Annotated in this window: 17 protein-coding genes; 11 read left to right on the top strand and 6 right to left on the bottom strand. The window is 44.5% G+C overall.

The annotated features are described in order from the left end of the window. Positions 1-43: 43 nt before the first annotated feature. Positions 44-523: a bacterioferritin gene (gene bfr / locus AC2UZJ_RS06035; protein ID WP_486949220.1), complete on the bottom strand. Its 480-nt coding sequence runs from the start codon at positions 521-523 to the stop codon at positions 44-46. A 48-nt stretch (positions 524-571) separates the two neighbouring features. Next, the gene (locus AC2UZJ_RS06040) at positions 572-790 is read right to left on the bottom strand and encodes a (2Fe-2S)-binding protein (protein WP_486949221.1); all 219 of its coding nucleotides are present in this window, start codon (positions 788-790) and stop codon (positions 572-574) included. A 128-nt stretch (positions 791-918) separates the two neighbouring features. Between AC2UZJ_RS06040 and AC2UZJ_RS06045 the strand changes: the two genes are divergently transcribed. After that, complete coding sequence (locus AC2UZJ_RS06045) at positions 919-1,497, top strand: hypothetical protein (protein WP_486949222.1); 579 nt, start codon at positions 919-921, stop codon at positions 1,495-1,497. Between the two features lie 281 nt (positions 1,498-1,778). Next, positions 1,779-3,473 (top strand): 2-isopropylmalate synthase, encoded by a 1,695-nt coding sequence (gene leuA, locus AC2UZJ_RS06050; protein ID WP_486949223.1) that lies wholly within the window; start codon positions 1,779-1,781, stop codon positions 3,471-3,473. A gap of 63 nt (positions 3,474-3,536) precedes the next feature. Here the strand turns inward: leuA and AC2UZJ_RS06055 are convergent, their stop codons facing one another. Next, positions 3,537-3,893: a DUF1840 domain-containing protein gene (locus AC2UZJ_RS06055; protein ID WP_486949224.1), complete on the bottom strand. Its 357-nt coding sequence runs from the start codon at positions 3,891-3,893 to the stop codon at positions 3,537-3,539. Between the two features lie 96 nt (positions 3,894-3,989). On the opposite strand from AC2UZJ_RS06055, the gene AC2UZJ_RS06060 reads away from it, so the two are divergent. The 4 genes from AC2UZJ_RS06060 to AC2UZJ_RS06075 all read left to right on the top strand — a co-directional run bounded on the left by AC2UZJ_RS06060 (position 3,990) and on the right by AC2UZJ_RS06075 (position 10,723). Further along, positions 3,990-7,616, top strand: a complete 3,627-nt coding sequence (locus tag AC2UZJ_RS06060; protein ID WP_486949225.1) for a phospholipase effector Tle1 domain-containing protein — start codon at positions 3,990-3,992, stop codon at positions 7,614-7,616. Between the two features lie 53 nt (positions 7,617-7,669). After that, the gene (gene argS / locus AC2UZJ_RS06065; protein ID WP_486949226.1) at positions 7,670-9,319 is read left to right on the top strand and encodes an arginine--tRNA ligase; all 1,650 of its coding nucleotides are present in this window, start codon (positions 7,670-7,672) and stop codon (positions 9,317-9,319) included. Positions 9,320-9,335: 16 nt separating this feature from the next. Further along, positions 9,336-10,016 (top strand): SPOR domain-containing protein, encoded by a 681-nt coding sequence (locus tag AC2UZJ_RS06070; protein ID WP_486949227.1) that lies wholly within the window; start codon positions 9,336-9,338, stop codon positions 10,014-10,016. Positions 10,017-10,078: 62 nt separating this feature from the next. Then, complete coding sequence (locus AC2UZJ_RS06075; RefSeq protein ID WP_486949228.1) at positions 10,079-10,723, top strand: thiol:disulfide interchange protein DsbA/DsbL; 645 nt, start codon at positions 10,079-10,081, stop codon at positions 10,721-10,723. Positions 10,724-10,725: 2 nt separating this feature from the next. Here AC2UZJ_RS06075 and AC2UZJ_RS06080 read toward each other — a convergent pair whose 3' ends face one another. Further along, a complete protein-coding gene (locus AC2UZJ_RS06080; RefSeq protein ID WP_486949229.1) occupies positions 10,726-11,919 on the bottom strand; it encodes a trans-sulfuration enzyme family protein in 1,194 nt (397 codons plus the stop codon). 105 nt (positions 11,920-12,024) lie between these two features. Here AC2UZJ_RS06080 and aceK point away from each other — a divergent pair, with 105 nt between their 5' ends. The 3 genes from aceK (at position 12,025) to AC2UZJ_RS06095 (ending at position 15,668) form a co-directional block, all read left to right on the top strand. Then, entirely contained in the window at positions 12,025-13,875 is a 1,851-nt protein-coding gene (gene aceK, locus AC2UZJ_RS06085; RefSeq protein WP_486949230.1) for a bifunctional isocitrate dehydrogenase kinase/phosphatase, read from the top strand. A gap of 10 nt (positions 13,876-13,885) precedes the next feature. Next, positions 13,886-15,064: an acetyl-CoA C-acyltransferase gene (locus AC2UZJ_RS06090; protein WP_486949231.1), complete on the top strand. Its 1,179-nt coding sequence runs from the start codon at positions 13,886-13,888 to the stop codon at positions 15,062-15,064. Positions 15,065-15,206: 142 nt separating this feature from the next. Continuing rightward, positions 15,207-15,668, top strand: coding sequence for a Smg family protein (locus AC2UZJ_RS06095; RefSeq protein ID WP_486949279.1), 462 nt, complete (start codon positions 15,207-15,209; stop codon positions 15,666-15,668). 23 nt (positions 15,669-15,691) lie between these two features. On the opposite strand, the gene AC2UZJ_RS06100 is transcribed toward AC2UZJ_RS06095, so the two are convergent. Next, a complete protein-coding gene (locus tag AC2UZJ_RS06100; protein ID WP_486949232.1) occupies positions 15,692-17,950 on the bottom strand; it encodes a GDYXXLXY domain-containing protein in 2,259 nt (752 codons plus the stop codon). A 62-nt stretch (positions 17,951-18,012) separates the two neighbouring features. Between AC2UZJ_RS06100 and AC2UZJ_RS06105 the strand changes: the two genes are divergently transcribed. Further along, complete coding sequence (locus tag AC2UZJ_RS06105) at positions 18,013-20,622, top strand: DNA topoisomerase III (protein WP_486949233.1); 2,610 nt, start codon at positions 18,013-18,015, stop codon at positions 20,620-20,622. Positions 20,623-20,631: 9 nt separating this feature from the next. Next, positions 20,632-21,210, top strand: coding sequence for an SET domain-containing protein (locus AC2UZJ_RS06110; protein ID WP_486949234.1), 579 nt, complete (start codon positions 20,632-20,634; stop codon positions 21,208-21,210). 37 nt (positions 21,211-21,247) lie between these two features. Here AC2UZJ_RS06110 and AC2UZJ_RS06115 read toward each other — a convergent pair whose 3' ends face one another. Further along, positions 21,248-22,699 carry an AMP nucleosidase gene (locus tag AC2UZJ_RS06115; protein WP_486949235.1) on the bottom strand — a complete coding sequence of 484 codons (1,452 nt, stop codon included), beginning with the start codon at positions 22,697-22,699 and terminating at the stop codon, positions 21,248-21,250. Positions 22,700-22,816 lie beyond the last annotated feature (117 nt).

A 22,816-nucleotide genomic window follows, 5' to 3' on the forward strand; every position in this document is an offset into this window, starting at 1 on the left:
AAAAAACCGCCAGAGCGGTTTTTTGTTTTCATGAGCAGAACTATTATTGGGCTGGTGTGCTGCTTTGACTTTGCAAGTAATTTTGCAAACCCATTTTTTCTACTAATTCTTGTTGAGTTTCAAGCCAATCTATATGCTCTTCTGTATCTTTTAAGATATGCAATAATAGATCACGCGAAACAAAATCACCCACCGATTCACAATGCTTAATGCCGTCTACTACCGTGGTATGCGCTGCTCTCTCTAGCGCCAAATCGCAAGCTAACAGTTCGGGCACATCTTCACCAATATTTATTTTATGAAGATCTTGTAAATTCGGTAAGCCATCCAGTAGCAAAATACGGTCTATAAGCAAATCTGCATGCTTCATCTCACCTATAGACTCGTCATACTCAACCTTGCCTAACTTGTCAAAGCCCCAATGCTCTAACATGCGTGCATGCAAAAAGTATTGGTTAATGGCCGTCAATTCATTTTTAAGCTGCTGATTTAAATAAGAAATAACCTGTTTGTCGCCTTTCATCTTCTATTCCTTTTCTTTAGTGGTATCGTGATTCTTAATTCTACTTCATTATGCCGATTTAAGACGAGGCGCTCGGGTTATTTCTGTAACAACTAACGTATGATCTATAGTGGGCGTGGGCAACAACTGTAAAGCACTCTCCAAGCACGTGCCACAATCTGTAGCAACTCCCAACTCATGCTGTAAATCAGCTAAGGTGGTGGCTCCATTGGCTACCGCTTCATTAATTTGACGATCAGTAATTGCATTGCAGATACAAATATACATGAGAATCATTATCATTTAGTGAGTGAAATTTAACCATATCATTAAAATTCACTTTAAACAAGAAGTAAAAGTACGCCCCCGTATCAATCTAATCATGACTAACACCTTGTTGTATAATTCACCCCATTATGCGATCAGAACCTTTACCTCCTCCTACTGTTAAAGACAGAATCACCATTCATCAAACCATTCTGCGTTTGACTGCTATCTATAAAGGCATTGCTACCGCAGTGGTTATAATAGTGGCGTTGATTTGGTTAACGATTATTAATCGCATTTTACATTTTGGCCGTACCTTAGATTACTCGGGGCTAGAAGCCTTAGGCCTAGATGCAGAACTCATCAAGCAATACAATCCGTTTTTCTGGTGGACAGTAGTTGTTATTTGTACAATTTTAATCACTTATTTATTATTTAATTTTGTGCAATACACTAGAAAAAAGGCTAGTCAGAAAATTGTAGCTGAAGCAGATTTAAAAGAGTTGCTGCGGAAAATCTCCCCTGCCGCTACACATGTGATGGCATGGGCTTGGAATAGTCGTAAACATCCCATCACCGTAGGTGTTTTACAACAAACCACTGCACAATTAGGAGCCAACCGTTACGCCTTGATTTGTTTAGCTAAAAAGCAAGAGTCTCTGATAGAAAAACATAAAGAGCCGGGTAAAATAAACCTAGAACCTAAAGAAACCTTGCATCACCTTTGATTTTATGTTTTATTAATACCATGCATATTTTCCGCACAGCCCCATCTCATCAAGAGTCTGCCTCTGAGTTAACTCTCAGCAGCATGGCCTGTGCGCGTGTATTATCCTTCTCTTTACTGTCCTTACTGCTAGCGCCCGGTTGTCGGCCCTAGAGTCTAGTGGCAGTCCGGCAGCCATATACACAGCCACCTATTTGAACGCCGTCACCGGCACTTCAAGTATTGATCAGTGGTTAAGGTGGCGGCGGAAAATCTTACTTTTCTGTCCCACAGGTGTATTTAATGATTACCAATCCCGCTTCAAAATACGTACCCTTTAGTCCTTTTATTAAAGATTTCTCTGATCGCACATGGCCATCAAAAAAAATCACGCATCCTCCTATCTGGATGAGTACTGATTTACGCGATGGGAACCAGTCTTTGATTGAGCCCATGAGCGTGGCCAGTAAGCTACGTTTTTTTGATCAACTGATTAAAATTGGCTTCAAAGAAATTGAGGTTGGTTTTCCTTCGGCTTCCGATACGGACTTTAATTTTGTACGTAAACTCATTGAAGAAAAACGTATTCCTGATGACGTCACCATCATCGGCCTAACCCAAGCTCGTCAAGACCTCATTGAGCGCACCGCTGAAGCCATGGCTGGCGCCAAAACCTCCATGATTCATATGTACAATGCTTGTGCACCTTCTTTTAGACGTATAGTATTTAATATGGAAAAAAATGAAGTGTTGGATATTGCGGTTAAAGGTACGCGTATGGTGAAAGAAGCCATTAAAAAGTATCCTGAAACCAAATGGCGTTATCAGTATTCACCAGAGGTGTTTAGCACCACTGAACCCGAATTTGCCTTAGATGTAAGTAATGCGGTAATCGCTGAATGGCAGCCTAACCCCGCAGATCCCATTGTTTTAAACTTACCCGCTACTATTGAAGCCACCACCCCTAATCTCTATGCAGACCAAATTGAATGGATGCATCGTAATCTAGATCAACGTGATAGCGTAATCATTAGCTTACACCCTCACAATGACCGTGGTACTGGAGTAGCCGCTGCTGAGCTTGGTTTAATGGCAGGCGCAGATCGCGTTGAAGGGTGTTTATTTGGTAATGGTGAGCGCACCGGTAATGTATGTTTAGTCACCTTAGCACTTAATTTATACACTCAAGGCATTCACCCCGGTTTGGATTTTTCCGATATAGACGAAGTACGCCGTACGGTAGAAGAATGCAATCAATTACCGGTACACCCCCGTCACCCTTATGCCGGCGATTTAGTTTTCACCGCGTTCTCTGGCTCACACCAAGACGCCATTAAAAAAGGCTTTGTAGTACAAAAAGAGGATGCGGTTTGGGAAGTCCCTTATTTACCTATCGATCCCGCAGACCTAGGGCGCAATTATGATGCCGTTATTCGTGTCAATAGCCAATCCGGTAAAGGTGGTGTTTCTTATCTCTTAGAACAAGAGCACGGTTTAGTGTTGCCACGCCGCTTACAAATTGAATTTAGTCGTGCTATTCAGCGTGAAACAGACTCTTCTGGTAAAGAAGTGAATCCAGAGCAGGTGTACGGTATTTTCGAAAAAGAATACTTACGTACCGAAGGGCCTTGGAAGTTAGTTACTCACCAAATTTCCAGCAAACCTAAAGCCGAAGACGGCACACAGGAATTCAATATCGAAGTAGAAATGATAGAAAACGGGGAAAAAACCATCAAATTACAAGGTAAAGGCGAAGGAGCTTTAGCAGCCTTTATTGATGCCCTTGATATTCCTATCCGCGTGATGGAATACACCGAGCATGCCATTGGTATAGGCACCAACACCCGCGCTGCCACTTACATTGAAGTACGCATCGGTGATAATGCACCCGGATTCGGCGTAGGCATACACCAAGATATTCTGACCTCTTCCTTTAAAGGCATCCTAAGTGCCATTAATCGCCATGCCTTGCAAAATGGTGGGGAAATTAAAGTGTAATGCGTAATTTTTAATTCCTTATTTATTTGCACTAAAAAGCCACTTCAAGGAGTGGCTTTTTTATTAATCCCACGCCGTGCGTGTAGGCTCCCACATTACATCATCGCCAGCGGCTTCTGCTTCCACCAGCATTTCATATAAAGGATAGGCGCGCTGCTTGAAACTGACGGGCTGATTTACCGCATGCACCTTTTGATCATCGGGCTGATCTTCATTCACTTCATCATTTAAAGGTGGCGCATCATCCATCGCCTGTTTTAGCTTAGCAACCGCTTCTGCTAACTGAGGAGCGGTAAAGACACCACGCTCGGTGAGCTGCCCACCCTCAAACTTTTTACCAGCGGCTTCTAGCACCGGTAAAGCATGCTCATCTAGCATCAAAATAGAACCAGAAACATTAGATGTAAATTTAATTAGCATGTGGTTTTCCCTATTAGATAATTGGCTCACATTAGCCACAAATACACGCGTTATTGAGTGAAGATAACACATAAAGACATTCAATAAGGATACCCCATGCGTGTATTGTTTGCCCTTATCTGCACCATTATAATCGTAGTTAGCCACCCAGTGATCGCTACGCCAAACAGCTGCTCTGCCCCAAAAATAAACAATCAATGTAACAGCCAAGATGTGGATCAATCAGGCGCAACTGGCGCTCTTATACCCACAAACGCCCTTAATCCTGTTGATTTATTTAGTGGTAACAAATACTTGCGTGAAATCGACCTATACGCGCACCCAGAGGCCCCTGAGCTTGAAATTGTGCGTCATTATAACGCCATGAGTACCCATTATGGGACATTAGGGGGCTCTTGGACGCTTTCCTATCAAAGCCGTCTAATAACCAATAATTCCGCTGCCTTAACGTTACAGCAGGCCAATGGCACCCTGCGTACACTTAATGCAACTACGGGGCGTTTAGAAAAACAACCTGAACGGTTTATTTGGCATTATCACAATGGTGATATATGGCACTTTAATAAAGCGGGCTGGCTTATTCAACTACAGCGTCAAGGTCAGACTCCTTTGATCATTACTAGACATGCCGAAGGCAGCCCTTTACAACATTTAATTGATAGTGTTCACCAAGGGCAGCGCCGCTTACAGTTTAGGTATCAACAGATAGGCTCACAGTTATTGTTACAACAGATTCATAGCCCTAACGGGACCATTATTTATTATTACGAACAAGCTGAGAATTCTGTACTACAACGCTTAAAGCAAGCAGAATATCCCGACTATAGACGGGTTCACTATCATTATGAAAAGCAATATCAGCAACAAAATCCATGGGCCATAACGGGCAAAAGCATACAGCAAAGCGCACATAGCCCATTATTACGCGTACGTAGTTGGGTTTATGACCAAACAGGCCGTGCTATTTTTTATATGGCAGAACAGCCCCAGCACTGGGTGCGTATTTATTATCCACGCGCTCAGCAACAATCTGCTCAAACACAATTACACAGCCGCAATGGCATCACTTATATCAACTTTGCTTCCGCCACAGATAACCGTATAAAAACGATATCGGGTGCCACGTGTTGGGCCTGCCCGCCCCCTATAGAGCGCACGCCCACCTCTGTGCAGTTTGGTAATGCATTAACGGTGCACCATACTCTAAATGATGAAAAACGTATCCATAAAATCACCGGACAATTTGATGGTTGGCCAGATTTAGCCCTGCATTACACCCCACAAGGAAAGCTGACGGCTTGGCAAAATGCCCTGCAGCAACGCACAGAGCTATTCTATAAAAATAACAAAGCCCATCGTATACGTTTTGCAAACGGTGATGAGCAACAAGTGCATTACAACTCCCTACAACAACTGCAGCAGATTGAATATAAGAATGACCAGCAACAGTTCAGCACTCAGCTTGTACGCCCTAGCCCTCAACACTTGCATATTAAACATCCCAATGAAACGGAAAAACTGATTTTTAATGCTGACAGCAACATAACTCACCGACAAATAACCCGACAACTCCCTACCCCTTCGGGTGTGGTGCAGTGGCATTATAAAGAACGCTTTATCTATGATGAAAAATACCCGCAACGGCTCATAAAGCATCTATTACCTGAAGGTGGTGCTCTGCATTACATCTGGTCTACAGATAAAGATGATCTACAGCGTATTGAATGGGAAAATACCCAAGGTGCACGTCTGCTAGTGGTTAAAAATATATCGCAAGGTCAGGAATACGGTAATGGGCTACAACAAAAAACATTCTTTACAGGCAATCAACACTTTTTGCAGTTATATAACCCGCAATCTCAACAGCTGTGGTGGCGCCAGCGATTAAGTATGAACCAAGGTCTAATAACCGTAAAAGAGCAGCACCTCGCCATAATCCATGAACACAAATTTCAAACCATCAATTATGTCTATAACCCCCAGAAACAATTAGTTATCACAAAAAAAAACCAACAAAAGGAGGAGTTTTACCACTGGGATAACACTGGCGCTTTAGCCGCCCATAACAAAAACAGTCTGCCCGCGGTGCAACGTGACAGCTCCGGTTTAGTCAAACATTGGCAGCATAAAGATAAAGACTATATGCTGCGTTATAATTCCATGAGACAACTAGATCTTGTGTATAACTCTGTGGATACTGTGCAGAAAAACAGCCAAAATGCCGCTGGTTTTCGTATTTATACACAACATTATCCACAGGCTATACAACAGTTTTTTTTATACGATAATAAAAAAATAGTAGCGGAATATTCTGTTGGTTTTTCAGCCAAACTCCCTACTCATGCGGCTCACCCGGTAAGTAGACGCTACATATACCTACATAATCAGCCGGTAGGGCTCATTGACTACCACACAAATCCCGCTGGAGAACTACTAGTTATGCACAGCGATCACCTAGGGGCTGTGCATATCATTAGTGATGCCAATCAAAAGGTACGTTGGGCGGCCATTTACGACACCTTTGGTGCCGCTGAAAAAATAGCAGCTAACCCTGACTTTCATTTTCACTTACGGCGTGAAGGTCAGTATTACGATATGAGTACTGGTTGGCACCAAAATCTATTGCGCACTTATTTGCCCCAACAAGGTCATTATCTTGAGCCTGACCCCTTGGGACCAAACCCCACCACACAACTTTTAGGTTACGCCAAACAACAACCGCTGAATCACACTGACCCTTGGGGACTTATTTTGTTCTCTTTTGATGGTACCCGTTATGACAAAAGCAGTGGCGGAGTGGTGCATTTACTAAATAGAGCAGCCAAAGAGGATAGTTATTATGCTGCTGGACCAGGTAACACTGAAACCGTGGACTGGGACGCCATGGTGGCGCACAGCACAAACAACATCATCAATAAGCAATGGCAAACACTGCTCTATCATCTCACTTATATACAAGCTCAAATGCCTACCACTACTGTACCTATTGATATTATTGGTTTTTCTCGTGGTAGTGCCATTGCGCTACACTTTGCCAATCAAATTATTAAGCACACGCAAAACGGTTTGTTTAGTCACACAGACCGTTTTGGCAATCACATACAAGCCTGCATACAACCCCGTTTTATGGGTCTTTTAGACACCGTAGCCCAAATGGGTATTTTAGGGACTAAAAATTACCAATATAATTTTACCGTGGCACCCGCTTGGCAATGGGTAGTGCATGGGGTGGCCTTACACGAACACCGTGCTTTATTTCCACTTTATAGCTTAGGTACAGCTCATAATCTGCAAGAGGCAGGTTTCATAGGAGCGCATGGTGATTTAGGCGGTGGCTACCCCATGATTGATGAGAACGATTTTAAACCACTAAGTGACATAGCTTTACAATGGATTTTATGGAATGCTCGTGCTCAAGGTATGCAATTTGATGACATAGGCTTAAAAAAGCACGGTAACTATGCTTATGCCCATGACGAAAGCTCTTTTCTGGAGTTTGATCGTAATTTAGATAATCACGATTTACCTATGGATCTGACAAACCCGCTTAGAGGGAAGCAATCTCAACACCCTAGCTACGGTTATAAAGTACGAGCGCAAGTAGACCAATTCATGGATTACAAACTTAGTGCAAAGGAAAAAATTCATAACCGCAGCGCTAAAGTTGATCTAAATGCTTATTATCGCTGGTTAGATGAAACCATAAATTGGAGCCCAGACTAATTCACGGTATTATGTAAGCCTTCATTCTGATCTTTCTTTTTCGAAAAAATTATATGCTTGCTCAGCAACAACAACAGCTCAGTGCCTTAATTCAGGCAGCCGTCCAGTCCATCGTCCCTGATGCTACGCCCACTATTACTCTAGAGCGCCCGAATGTGGCCGCGCATGGAGATGTGGCCACTAACGTCGCTATGCAACTGGCACGCCCCGCTAAACGTAACCCTCGTGAATTAGCGCAAGGCATTGTTGATTTTATTTTGGCCGATGACAGCGCCAAAGGCCTTATTGCTAGTGCTGAAATTGCCGGCCCTGGTTTTATTAATCTGCGCCTAACGCCGGCGGCGCATCAAGCTGTATTAGCTCACATTTTTACCGAAGGCGCAGATTTTGGTAATCAACCTACGAACGGCGATAAGCTGATGGTGGAGTTTGTGTCCGCTAACCCCACCGGCCCACTACATGTAGGCCATGCGCGCCAAGCGGCTTTAGGTGACGCCTTATGTAGGTTGTTTGATAGCCAAGGCTATACCGTCAGTCGTGAGTTTTATTACAACGATGCCGGTAATCAAATTGATAATCTGGCCATAAGCGTACAAGCTCGTGCTAAGGGTATTGAGCCCGATAGCCCTGACTTTCCTGCTGATGGCTACAAAGGCGATTACATCTTAGAAATCGCGAATGCCTATAAAGATACCAAGGCCGGTAATATCGATGATATTGAAGCCATATGCCTATTTGCAGTAGCACATTTACGCAACGAGCAAGACCTTGATCTCAAAGCCTTTAATCTGGTTTTTGATAATTACTACTTAGAAAGCTCGCTGTACACAGATGGCCGCGTGGATGCTGTAGTCAAAGCCTTAACTGATGCGGGTCATACCTATGAGCATGAAGGCGCTCTTTGGTTGCGTACCACAGAACTTAATACTGGTGATGATAAAGATCGTGTCATGCGCAAGCGTGAAGGTGGCTATACCTATTTCGTACCTGATGTGGCGTATCACGTCACCAAATGGGAACGTGGCTTTACCCATGCTATTAATATTCAAGGCACAGACCATCATGGCACCATTGCACGGGTGCGTGCAGGTTTGCAAGGCTTAGATATGGGCATTCCTACTGATTATCCGGCCTATGTATTGCATAGCATGGTAAAAGTTATGCGCGGCGGGGAAGAGGTAAAAATTTCTAAGCGCGCAGGTAGTTATGTCACCCTACGCGAGCTAGTGGATTGGGTAGGTTTAGATGCGGTACGCTTCTTTTTAGTTCAACGCCGAGCAGACTCTGAGTTTGTGTTTGATATAGACCTTGCTTTGACTAAAGGCGAGGAAAACCCCGTGTATTACATTCAATACGCGCATGCACGTACCTATTCCGTTTTAAACCAAGCTGCTGTGGACGTCACCGCATTACAGACTGCAAATTTCAGTTTACTTACTGCACCTAGCGAAATAAAACTATTACAGCGTCTGGCTGAATATCCCGCTATGCTAACGCAAGCCGCCAACGATTTAGCTCCGCATCAAGTGGCTTTTTGGCTACGAGATTGTGCCGCTGATTTTCATACCTGGTATAACAGTGAGCGGGTCTTAGTGGATGATCAAGCCCTTAAAACAGCGCGTGCAGCCTTAGCAGCAGCCACAGCACAAGTGATTGCAGCCGGTTTAGCAAAACTCGGTGTTAGTGCACCAAACAAAATGTAGGTTTATTTTATATTCTATGGCAACCCGACGTCACCTCTCAGCTCAGTCCAAGTCCAGTCTAATTTTTGGCATTATTATTGGTCTTATTATTGGACTGGCTATTGCTGTAGCCGCTGCGCTTTATATTACTAAAGCTCCTGTTCCTTTTATGGATAAGCTCAGCCCTAACATAGAGGATATTCTATCATCGGGAGGTTACGGCGTTGATGAGACAGTGGGTATAGAGTCAGATCCTAATATTGGTTTATATGGTGGAGGTTTAAATACAGACCCTCCCATTTTTCAGGGTAAAGAGGCTCAAGTAGCTAGTGAGTTAGGCCGTATTGCTGCAACTTCTAGCGCTCCTCCCCCCTCCAGTAGCACTGTGCCAAAGGGTACAAAATCAGAAAATCTAGACACACTTATCGCGCAACTCAACGAACCCAACCCAAAGCCTTCTCAAGAGATCCCGGCACAGCCAAAAAGTGGTGATGCTTACTACTTACAAGCCGGGGCTTTTAGGTCTGCTAAAGACGCAGAATCTATACGGGCTCGTATTCTTTTATTAGGTTTAAACGCTAAAGTACAAGAAGGTGCTTATGATGGCGGTACGATTAATCGTGTACGAGTCGGGCCTTTTAATGGTGTAGATGCTATGAACCAAGCTCGCGCCCTTCTAGGTAAAGAAAAAATTGAAACTTCTGTGGTCCGTCCTTAGTCATAAGCATAGAGAGCTACATACATACACACATAATATATACATATAGATAGGAATCTTTCATGTCGTACTTAACTCTATTAGGCCGCTTAGCGGCCACTGCAACCTTGGCTGCTAGCGTGCTGCTCAGTCCACTAGCCTCAGCCCAAGCTCCTGCTCCCAGTTCTTATGTAACCTTAGGCCAAACTCAACCCTCTGACAGTATTGATAAAACTGAGGTATTGGAGTTTTTTGCCTACAGCTGCCCACACTGTGCTGTTATGGAGCCTTTAGTAAGCAAATGGTCTGAAGACTTTGATGAGAGAAACATAAGTCTTAAACGAGTGCCAGTGGCTTTTAACGCTGGTATGGGTGATTTGCAGCACACTTATTTTGTGCTGGAGTCACTAGACCGTTTAGATTTACACCCCAAGCTCTTTAACGCCATACACAAAGAAAAACGCCCTTTATTTGATAAAAAAGCGATTCGTAAATGGGCTGCAGACAATGGCATAGATGAAAAAGAATTCGATAGTGCTTTTAACTCCTTTGGCGTAAAAACCAAAGCTAATCGTGCCAATGACCTCATTCGCCTCTATCAAATTCAAGGCACACCCAGCTTAGCCATAGCAGGCAAGTATGTAACCTCCCCTGCTATGACAAATGGCTACGACGAAACCATTACTGTGGCTGATTTTTTATTAAAACAAGCCGCAGTAGAAAAATAACGCTACGACTCAAAGGATTGGGTGAAGGCGCTGCTTAAATCTGCAATCAGGTCTTCTGCATCTTCTAGACCTATATGTAAGCGCAGCAGTGCCGCCTCCCCATCTGCCCAATAAGAATGAGCTGCTATAGACGCAGGATTGACCAGCTGCACTAAACTCTCAAAACCACCCCACGAAAAACCAATACCAAACAGCTGTAAGGCATCCACAAAACGCCGCGCTCTGGCTTCGCTTATATCTAAGCTTACAGCGAGCATGCCATTCGATCCCATAGCATCCCGTTGCCACAAGTTGTGGTGTGCATCATTTTTCCAAGCCGGATGGTAAATGGTTTTCACTTCAGGCCACTGGGCTAAAGCCTCACATACACGCAAAGCATTATCCCCCGTTTCTCGCATACGCAGTGGCATGGTGCGTACACCACGTAAGGCCAGCCACACATCATCTGCACTGACTGAATAGCCCAAGGCATAATTACAAGCCTCTATTTTCTGGGCTAAAGCCTCATCTTTAACAACCACCGCTCCTAAAAGCAGATCTGAGTGCCCAGCTACATATTTAGTGCCAGCCACCACTGACACATCCGCTCCTAGACTCAGCGGCTGATAAATCAGCCCTGATCCCCAGGTATTATCCGTAATTAACACTAAATCATGTGCTGCTGCAAACTCAGCTAAAGCCGGCATATCAAGCATCTGCATAAGCAAAGAGCCTGGCGACTCTACATACAACACCTTAGTATTAGGTTGTAAAGCTGCTTTAAAAGCCTCTACCGTAGGAGCAGAATACGTGGTACTCACACCCATACGCTGTAATAGATTTTTATCTAAAGCATGCACCGGACCGTAGGCGCAATCCACCGCTAAAACATGATCCCCTTGGTTCACAAAACTCATCACCGCTAGGGTAATAGCAGCCATGCCTGAAGGTAGTAAAAAAGCATGGGTTCCGGCTTCTAATTCACAAAACACATCTTCCAAGGCTCGGTGTGTATCCATGCCAAAACGCCCATACACCACAGCACGCCCCCCCGTATCACGATCTTGCATGGCCTGATCTAAATGGGCTAGTGTTTTAAAGCGCACAGTGCTAGTACGCATAGAGGGTAATGCTACAGGTGCTGCTCCCGTTTTATCATTGAACTCAGCTTGCCCTGCGTGCTGCAAGAGGGTGTTTAAATGAGGTTTAGCGCGCATTTCGTTCCTTTAATATGAAATTCATCGTATGCTAGTAGAGTGTATAAGCGATTATAAGTAATATGTAATCAAACATAAGAAAACTGAGACAAAGTTATGAATAGCATGCCCTTCGCCTCTGATTACTCTGTTATTGAACCTGTTCAACGTCCTGTGCCAAGTGCCCAACACGTGGCACAAATAATACTTCAGGGCTTTGATAGACATTATGCTTTATTTCGTTACAGTGCCCAACGCGCTAAAGTATTATTTGAGTCGGCCGATTGGAATGGTATTCAGCAATTATCACGTGAACGTATTGAGTATTACGATACGCGAGTGCATGAATGTGCCGCCTTATTAGGCCCCGCTCTCAAAAACACCGCCCTCACACCACGCTCTGACTCTACCGAGTTAAGCCCCGAGCAACAGCAATTTTGGCAAAATGTAAAAACCAAATTTGCACATAACTTAGCTGGTCATCGTCAACCTGAGTGTGCGGAAACGTTTTTTAATTCGGTGTCATGCAGAGTGTTATCGCGTACGTATTTTAATAATGATTTCTTATTTGTACGCCCTGCTATTGCCACGGGCTATATAGACAGTTCTTTGCCTTCTTATAGAGCGTACTACCCTTTAGAGCAAGGGCTTATTGCATCACTCACACAGATGATTAAAGATTTTGGTTTAGCTCTACCTTATGCCAACTTAACATCTGATGTACGTATTTTGGCACGGCGTGCAGTAAGCGTATTGCGTAAGCGTTTACCCCGAGATCCAGGTTTACGCATTGGCCCTGATTGCCAAATACAGGTGCTAAATACTTTGTTTTTCCGTAATAAAGGCGCCTACATTGTGGGTAGACTCATCAATCACACCTCTATTCATCCATTTGCTATTGCTCTGGTACACACCCCCAGCCACACCATAGAGCTTGATGCACTTATCGATAACGCCGATGATATGAGTACCTTGTTTAGCTTTACACGTGCCTATTTTATGGTTGATATGGAGGTACCTTCAGCCTATGTCAGTTTTTTAGAATCGCTACTACCTCGCAAATCTGCCGCCGAGTTTTACAATGCGATTGGCCTACAAAAACAGGGGAAAAATCTTTTTTATAGGGATTTTTTACATCATCTAGGGCACTCCACAGATCAGTTTCAATTAGCGCCGGGTATTAAGGGCATGGTAATGACGGTATTCACCCTCCCTTCTTACCCGTATGTATTCAAAATGATTCGCGATAACATCGCCAAACCCGGCATGGATCACGCCACGGTTAAAAGTCGCTATCTTTTAGTAAAAAAACACGATAGAGCTGGCCGTATGGCGGACACTTGGGAGTATTCGCAAGTGGCTTTACCTAAACGCAGATTCTCCCCTGAGCTTTTAGAAGAATTGCGTAAAGAAGTGCCTAGCTTACTTGAAGAAAGTGGTGATTTAATTGTATTGCGTCATGTTTATATAGAACGTCGTATGTTGCCACTTAATATGTATTTAAGCCGAGCGTCTGGCTCAGCGCTTGAAATGGCCATCAAACAATACGGCGATGCCATCCGAGAGCTAGCTGCAAATAATATTTTCCCCGGCGACATGTTATATAAAAACTTTGGTTTAACACGTCTGGGACGTTTGGTATTCTATGATTATGATGAGATTCAATCCATGACGGAAATGAATTTCCGTTACATACCCGAAGCCCCAAACGAAGAGGCCGAAATGGCCAGCGAGCCTTGGTATCCCATTGGGCCTAACGATGTATTTCCCGAAGAATTTCGTTGGTTTTTACTGGGCGACAAACGCATACGAGACGCTTTTATGAAGTATCACGCTGAATTACTTGATGCCGACTGGTGGGCTAGGTGCCGCGACCAAGTCGCTCAAGGCCGCTTAGAAAACATTTATCCTTACGATTTATCAAACCGTCTGCCTAATCGTAGCGCAGATAATCTCACCACAGTTTTACCGCACTAGGAGTTAAACTATGTCAGATCCCGTTGTTATTGTATCCGCCGTTCGCACCCCCATGGGTGCCATGACAGGCAGTCTATCCCCATTGGCGGCACACGAATTAGGTTCCGTTGCCATTAAAGCTGCCTTAGAGCGTGCTGGTGTTAATCCTGATCAAGTGGATGAAGTGCTCATGGGTAACGTACTTCAAGCGGGCCAAGGTCAAGCGCCTGCACGTCAAGCCGCCCTAGGTGCTGGTCTGCCTAAAGGTGTACCTTGCACCACCGTACACAAAGTGTGTGGCTCTGGTATGAAAACCGCCATGTTGGGTCACGACATGCTTAAAGCGGGCAGTGCCAATATCGTAGTAGCCGGTGGCCAGGAAAGCATGTCTAATGCCCCTTACCTATTACTACAAGGCCGTACTGGTTACCGCTTTGGTGACTCCAAAATTTTTGACCACATGACCTTAGACGGTCTAGAAGATGCCTATGAGCATAAGCCCATGGGCATCTTTGCCGAAGCCACGGTAGAAAAATACGGCTTCACGCGTGAAGACCAAGATAATTACGCTATTGAATCATTACGTCGTGCAAATGCAGCCATTGAAGATGGTAGCTTTGCTAAAGAAATTACTCCTGTAACTATTAGCAGCCGTCGCGGCGATACCGTCGTCGATACCGATGAAGCCCCTGGCCGCGCTAAACCTGATAGAATCCCTAGCTTACGCCCTGCCTTCACCAAAGACGGTACCGTTACCGCAGCTAACGCCTCTTCTATCTCTGATGGCGCCGCTGCTATGATTCTCATGCGTGAATCCACTGCTAAAGAGTTAGGTCTTAAGCCTATTGCTAAAATTGTAGGCCACACCCAACACGCTCATGATCCTGAGTGGTTTACCACTGCTCCTGTGGGCGCCATGCAAAAACTCATGGACAAAGCCGGCTGGAAAGTAGAAGACGTAGATCTATTTGAGATCAACGAAGCCTTTGCTGTAGTCACTATGGCTGCCATGAAAGACTTAAATATTCCTCATGACAAAGTAAACATTTACGGTGGTGCTACCGCCCTAGGCCACCCCATTGGGGCGTCTGGTGCGCGCATCGTCACCACCTTACTTAATGCCTTACAAAATACAAACGGTAAGCGCGGTATCGCTTCCTTATGTATAGGTGGTGGTGAAGCCGTTGCCATGGCAGTAGAGTTAGTCTAAGTATTACTGCTTGTGCATTAAATATAGGCCCAATATACATTTTGTATATTGGGCCTATTGCTGTTTATTCCACTACATTTTTGTGTAGATCGTGTAGACTTATAGATTCATCTTTATGCGTTTTTTTAGTGGTAATACATACATGTTTGATATCTTGGTTTACTTGTTTGAAACCTACTACACGCCCGAAGCTTGCCCTAAAGCTGAGGTGTTAGCCCACAAACTCGCTGCCATTGGCTTCGAAGACGAAGAAATCAATGAAGCACTTAGCTGGTTACACGGCCTTAGTGAATCAGCCGCTATGCACCAACCATTAACTAATCAACATCACACAGACAGCATGCGTGTTTATACCCAGCACGAGCTTAATGCCTTAGGCCACGAAGCGGCTGGTTTTATTCGCTTTTTAGAAAACTCTGGCGTACTGCCTCCCGCCTTACGCGAGGTGCTTATTGAGCGCGCTCAAGCCATAGACGAAACACCAGTCCCTTTAGCAAAAATTAAAATTGTGGCTTTAATGGTGCTTTGGAATCACGAGGCTGAAATAGACCATCTCATCTTCGAAGAGCTGTTAACCGATGATGAAGATCGTCTATCTCACTAATCTCAAACCCTTCCCTTCCTTAATTAATTTATTAATTTATACAACAATGCCTGTCCTTTGGCATTGGTCTTAAACTCCCCAAAGCGGGCTTGCTCAACCGCAGCAGCCTGCCCTTCGGGGAAAAACCATGCGTCAATGCCATTTGGTAACCAACGCCCTTTATTACGCTGCATTTTTAATACCGCTAGGCTATCAAGCTCTTGCTTCGCCCCCTCTACCCAGTAAACATACGAATTAACGGGGTTTTGCAAAGCCACAAGCGTTGATGGGCTATCACTACTGCCCTTCATATAGGCGAGCACATTTGACGGTCTAGCAGCCGTCAAATTCGCCTCTTCAGCCATGATTTCTTCCACTTGCTCACTAAGCGTAAAGTTAAGTGCCATGTAATCACCTTGCATTAATGAGCGTGGATCTACTGGCGCTAAGCTAAGCACCACAGGCACGCCATGGGCTAAGAGGTATTCTTTACGTGCTACGTCTTGAGTACTCATTAGTAATACAGCGCCTAAACCTACCCATAACCCCACACCAATACGAGTGGGCCCTCGTGCCACTAATTGCTTAGCTGTTTTTGATGTTGATGGTGTTGCATTGTTAGGCTGTGTTTTTGTCTTAAAACGTTGTAACAATAAAGCACATAACCCCAAAAACAAGCCGCTCACTGCTAAGGCAACCGCCTTATGTAGTAAAGACCACTCCAATTGGTAATAATGCTGCCCCAAAGAAGCCGCTAATAATAAAACGGAAGACCAAAACAACACGCCATCACGCTGTGCATAAGCCCAAACCCAGCCAAGTAACGCCAATATGCCTAAAGGTGGTAAAGCCGCTGGCAGCAGATAATAAGGGGGTGCCCAAACGACTAAAGCCACCAAAGCTACTGTCCAAGCCCACCATAACGGTTTTAATGAAATCTTATAAGCGGATTTATAATGCATCACAGCAGCCAACATGACCACCCCCGCCAACAGAAAAAGCTGCAAATACCCTATGGTAAAAAAATAAGTAAACCACCAAACACCCGCTAAAGCGGTGGCAATAATCGCACTACAAAATCGTAATAACCAATCCTTAGGACTAAAAACATAAACCACTGTACTTAACAACAAAAACCAAGCGAACAACAAATCTTTATTAAGACTTACACCGCTTAACCCCGTCATCACTAAAGCCATGCTGCTAAGCAGTAAAAACAAGGGTAAATCTTGAAAAAATGCGCTTTTTTTACCTCGCTGTAACAACACAATTGCCACTACAGAACCAGCCACATACAGATGTATGACTACATCATTGAGCTCACCTATGACTAATAGGTAAACCAGCACAAAAAGCAGAGCCACCAAGCTCTGTATTAGCAAATACATCAAGCGTAAAAACCACGGCTCTTTAAGCACAGAATTTTGTCGCCAAAGGCGTCGTAAATCCCTGATTAACAAAAATCCTAGTGCTGCACCTACAAAAAATAAAACCAGTACACTTCCTGTCCCCATGCCCATACCAAAAGCAATTAATGCTAACAGCAGCACATACGCACCGGCATAAGACAAAACTGCCGTGAAAAAATCGGTGCTATAACGCGAATAATAGACCGCTAAGCCTATCAATATCGCCAAGTTCATAAAGCCTTGTAGCATCGCACCACTAAGACTTTCCATCCACGTCAGTGCTTGCCACAATAGCACCGTAACTACTAAAAACAACACAGCCATAGGCTGCAATACGCTATGTGTTTTCTTGTTTTTTGCCAAATAAATAGCCAATAAATTGAGGGCTACAAATAACAACGAAACAGGCTGCCCAGACGCAACTGTTATGCTATTAATAGCAAACAAAAACAACGCCACATTTGTTAATCCTAAAACTAACAGTATGATAAATAGAGAGCGCAGCGTAATTAGCCACGGTAAAAGCAATAGACCCCAGATAGCAAAAAGCCACCAAGGGTCGGCGCCCGTTTGATAACTTTGTCCTATCAGCGCCAATAATCCCCCTACGGCAATAGCCGCTAAATTTACGCTTAAGCTTGACAGGCTGTAAACACTAGCCCACTCTTTAGACTTTTGCTGCCCACGCTTCCATGCGAATAATACCAGTGCTGTTATAGTGGCCTGTATTAAGACCACTCGAAGCAGCTTAGGCCAGCTCAACCAATTAGCAGCGATTGCCATAATGAGCGCGCTGCCAAACAATACGGCAGCAATGATAATGCTGCTACGACTTAAAAACTGTGCCCAATCTGGTACGTTCAGAATGGATTGATTTATTTTTTTTACTTGCATAATGCGATTTTCACCTCGTATGATCTGCACTATTAATGCAGACTTGCTGTGACGGTACACCCATGACTAAAACTCTAATCATTGCCGAAAAACCTTCTGTAGCGCTCGATATTTCTCGTGCCCTAGGGGGCTTTACCCGTGAAGGGGACTATTTTGAAAGCGAAAACTTTGTACTAGCTGCCAGCGTAGGCCATTTGCTTAGTTTAATCGCCCCTAATGACCCAGTACGTGGCAAATGGAGCTTTAAGCAATTACCCGTAATACCGCCGCAATTTGAATTGAAACCTTCTGATAAAAAATCAGCAGAGCGTCTCAAACTACTGGTAAAGCTACTTAAACGTAAAGACGTAAGCGCCGTAATTAATGCCTGCGATGCGGGGCGTGAGGGTGAGCTTATTTTCCGCTACATCATGCAGTTTGCCAAGGTAGACAAACCTATCCATAGGCTATGGTTACGCTCCATGACACGCGAAGCCATACGTGAAGCTTTTGAGAATTTACGGGATGATGAAGAGCTTAAACCCTTAGAGGCAGCAGCACGTTCTCGCGCCGAAGCAGACTGGCTTATTGGCATTAATGGCACCCGCGCTATGACCGCTTTTAACAGCAAAGAAGGCGGTTTTTTCAAAACCCCAGTAGGCCGTGTACAAACTCCTACGCTCACCATTGTGCATCAGCGCGAAGAAGAGATTCGTCGTTTTGTTTCACGCGATTATTGGGAAATTCATGCGGACTTTACTGCGACAGCAGGTCAATACGCCGGCCGTTGGTTTAATCCTGAATTCAAAAAAGACGAAGACGATGCCGAAAAACGCGACTCCCGCGTCTGGACTGAAGCTGAAGCCCTGGCCATTGTAGAAGCTTGCGCTGGTCAAGACGGTATAGTGACAGAGCAGTCCAGACCTTCTAAACAACAGTCACCGGCTCTGTTTGACTTAACCAGTTTGCAACGTGAGGCCAATTCTCGTTTTGGGTACTCAGCCAAGACCACCTTATCGTTGGCTCAAACCCTCTACGAACGCCACAAAGCCTTAACTTACCCGCGCACGGACTCCCGTTATTTGCCTGAAGATTACTTGCAAACAGTTAAAGACACGATGCAAGCCCTAACGGATGCCGGCACCCCGGCTTCTGCCTCCGTACAGCCGTTTGCAAAGCAAGTGTGTGATAACGGCTGGGTCAAGCCCATAAAACGTGTGTTTGATGATAAAAAGGTCTCAGACCACTTTGCTATCATTCCTACACTACAAATTCCTAAAGAGCTGAGCGAAGCCGAATTCAAAATTTATGAGCTGATCACGCGCCGTTTTCTCGCCATATTTTTCCCCGTGGCGGAGTTTCGTGTTACCACGCGTATCACTAAAGTAAAAGAACACAACTTCAAAACGGAAGGTAAGGTATTAGTAAATCCGGGCTGGTTGGCTATTTATGGTCGCGAAGCCCAAGGCGGCGATGACACCCTCATTGCGGTAACTGAAAATGAAACCGTACATACCGAGCATATTGAAAGTAAAGCTCTGGCCACTAAGCCACCCGCACGCTACTCAGAAGCCACGCTGCTTTCAGCCATGGAAGGGGCTGGCAAATTGGTAGATGATGATGCCTTACGTGAAGCTATGTCTGAGAGCGGCCTAGGCACACCCGCCACTCGCGCCTCTATTATTGAAGGCTTGCTCAACGAAAGCTATTTACGCCGCGAAGGTCGGGAATTAGTTCCTACCGCTAAAACTAAACAGCTAATGACGCTCTTAAACGGTTTAGGTGTTAGCGAACTTACCTCCCCTGAGCTGACCGGTGAGTGGGAGCATAAGCTCAAACAAATTGAGCAAGGCGAGTTAGACCGCAAAACCTTCATGGCGAAAATAGAGAGCATGACAGATGCCATAGTCAGCAGCGCCAAGGACTACGAGCACAATGCAGTGCCAGGTGATTACGTCACCTTGGAGGTGCCATGTCCAGTCTGTGGCAGTGTGGTAAAAGAAACCTACAGACGCTATGCCTGCACCAACTGTGACTTCTCTATTGGTAAACATCCTGGTGGCAAAACCCTAGAGATACATGAAGTAGAGGAGCTGTTAACAAATAAAACCATTGGTCCTCTCACTGGCTTTATTAGTAAGATGGGGCGCCCTTTTGCCGCTATATTACGCATCAACGCTGAAAATAAGCTGGAGTTTGATTTTGGCCAAAACGAGGAGGAGGACAACGAGCCTGTTGATTTCTCAGGTAAAGAACCTGTAGGCCCTTGTCCTAAATGTCAAGCGAATGTGTTTGAGCATGGCGTAAGATATGTATGTGAAAAAGCCGTAGGCCCAGAGAAAAGCTGCGATTTTCGTAGTAATAAAATTATTCTGCAGCAAGAAATTGATGCTGAGCAAATGAAAAAGCTCTTGGTTGATGGTAAAACCGATTTACTTGAAAATTTTGTTTCCAACCGCACAAATCGTAAATTCAAAGCCTTTTTAAAGCGCGATGCCAAAGGCAAGGTCTCCTTTGAATTTGAGCCTAGAGCAGCAAAAAAAGGCGCAAAGAAGGCCGCCAAAAAAGCCGCGGCGAAGAAAACCGCTGTGAAAAAAACAGCAGCCAAAAAAGCGGCAAAGAAAGCCGTGAAAAAAGTCGCCAAAAAAGCGGTCAAGAAAGCAGCTAAAAAAACGACTACCCCAGAGGAGTAATCACCACCCATGAGCCAAACTACACGCTCACAACCTTGGCATGAGGTCCGCGAATCGGACCTACATGGCCATGGTGTATTTGCCCGTCGTCCTATCCCTAAAGGTACGTATATATTGGAATACGAAGGCGTACGCATTACGCCTGAAGAAGCCGATGCCCAAGAGTCTTCTGATCCTAATGATCCTTTTCACACCTTCTTTTTTGCCCTGAGTAACGGCATGATTATTGATGGGGGTCAAGAGGGGAATGACTCACGTTTTATCAACCATTGCTGTGAGCCTAATTGCGAAGGCCACGAAAGTGACAGTGGTGATAAGGTGTTTATTGTGGCCTTACGCGATATTGATGAGGGCGAAGAAATTCTGTATGACTACGCCCTCACTATAGACGAAAAGCTCACTAAAACACTCAAGCAGCAGTACGCCTGTTGGTGTGGTGTGCCTTCCTGCCGCGGCACTATGCTTGCTATACCCAAGCTCACCAAAAAACAACGTAAAAAAGCCAAACTAAAGAGATGGCTGAAAAAACAAATCCGCAAAGAAATACGTAAAGAACTACGTAAGCAACAAATAGCAGAAGAAGATTAAGTTCTAGTAAATTTTTTTACATATTACGTAAAAAAACCTACTGAAATGCTGTTTCTATAAAGCTACGTAGTTTTCGGGAGTGTAAACGTTCGGCTGGCATCTCTCTAACTAGCTCTAAGGCTTTAATACCTATATGTAAATGCTGCCCCACTTGTTTACTGTAAAAGGTATTTGCCATACCGGGCAGTTTTAACTCACCGTGCAAAGGCTTATCAGATACACATAACAAAGTGCCATAAGGCACTCTGAATCGAAAACCATTGGCAGCAATGGTGGCAGATTCCATATCTAAAGCGATGGCTCTAGATTGAGACAGCCTTTGTACCGGTTCATCATGATCACGCAACTCCCAATTTCTATTATCTATAGAAGCCACCGTGCCTGTGCGCATGATTTTCTTCAATTCCCACCCCGAAAGCCCGGCCACCTTAGCCACTGCTTGCTCTAAAGCAATTTGAATTTCTGCCAAGGGTGGCACCGGCACCCAAGTGGGCAGATCATCATCTAACACCTTATCTTGGCGCACATAACCATGGGCCAGTACATAATCGCCTAAACGCTGCGTAGTACGTAAACCCGCACAGTGGCCCACCATTAACCACGCGGAAGGCCGTAATACTGCCACATGATCCGTAATAGTCTTTGCATTTGAGGGGCCTACACCAATATTAATTAACGTAATACCACTGTGGTCATCGCGCATTAAATGATAAGAAGGCATTTGCGGTAAACGGTCCGATGAAGGCGTGATGAGCTGAGTATATCCACCCTTTCCTTCTGCCACCATCTTTTCGCCCCAAGCACAAAACTCATCCACATAAAACTGATAATTCGTAAATAAAATGAACTTCTGGAAAGCAGCGGGTGACGTGGCCGTGTAATGCTGTAGCCGCTGCAAGGAATAATCCACTCGGGGAGCGGTAAAAGGCGCCAAAGGTAGAGGTTCATTCGCTTGAGGCTTCCACGTGCCATTAACAATGGTGTCATCCATATATACTAAATCAGGCACATCAAAATGATCCCGCAGCACATGGCCCTCTGACTCCGGATACACTGGTCCATCCATTTCCGTATTTTTTAAGCAAAAATGCAAAGGAATAGGCTGACTAGATTCACCTATTTCTACCGGCACTCCATGGTTTTTAATTAATAGCCCGATTTGATCAACAAAATAATCATAAAACAAATCCGGTTGCGTAACGGTAGTAGCATAAAAACCAGGCTCCACCACATGGCCATAAGAAAGACGACTATCTACCTCTTGATGTGTATCGACTCGTATACGTATTACTGGATAATTGGCTCTGAAACGCTTGCCTTCAGGAAAACCATCACGCATGCAATCTAAAAAATGCTCCCGGATAAATTGGGTGTTACGTTGGTAAATAGTAAGTAAACGCTGCGTAGCGGCCACCGGATCTAAAAACCCTTCATAAGGTATGGTAGGAGGTAGCTGCGTCACAATGGTTGACTGCATATTATCCTGCATAAAAAGTATCCTGTAGTTGATTTTATTTTGATTTATTTGATTAATTATGCTTTTTATAAGCTAAGTAACGATATAAAGAGATATAACGACTAATAAATTATTGGTAGTCAATACTTA

The organism is Paenalcaligenes sp. DL 309, assembly GCF_057475285.1.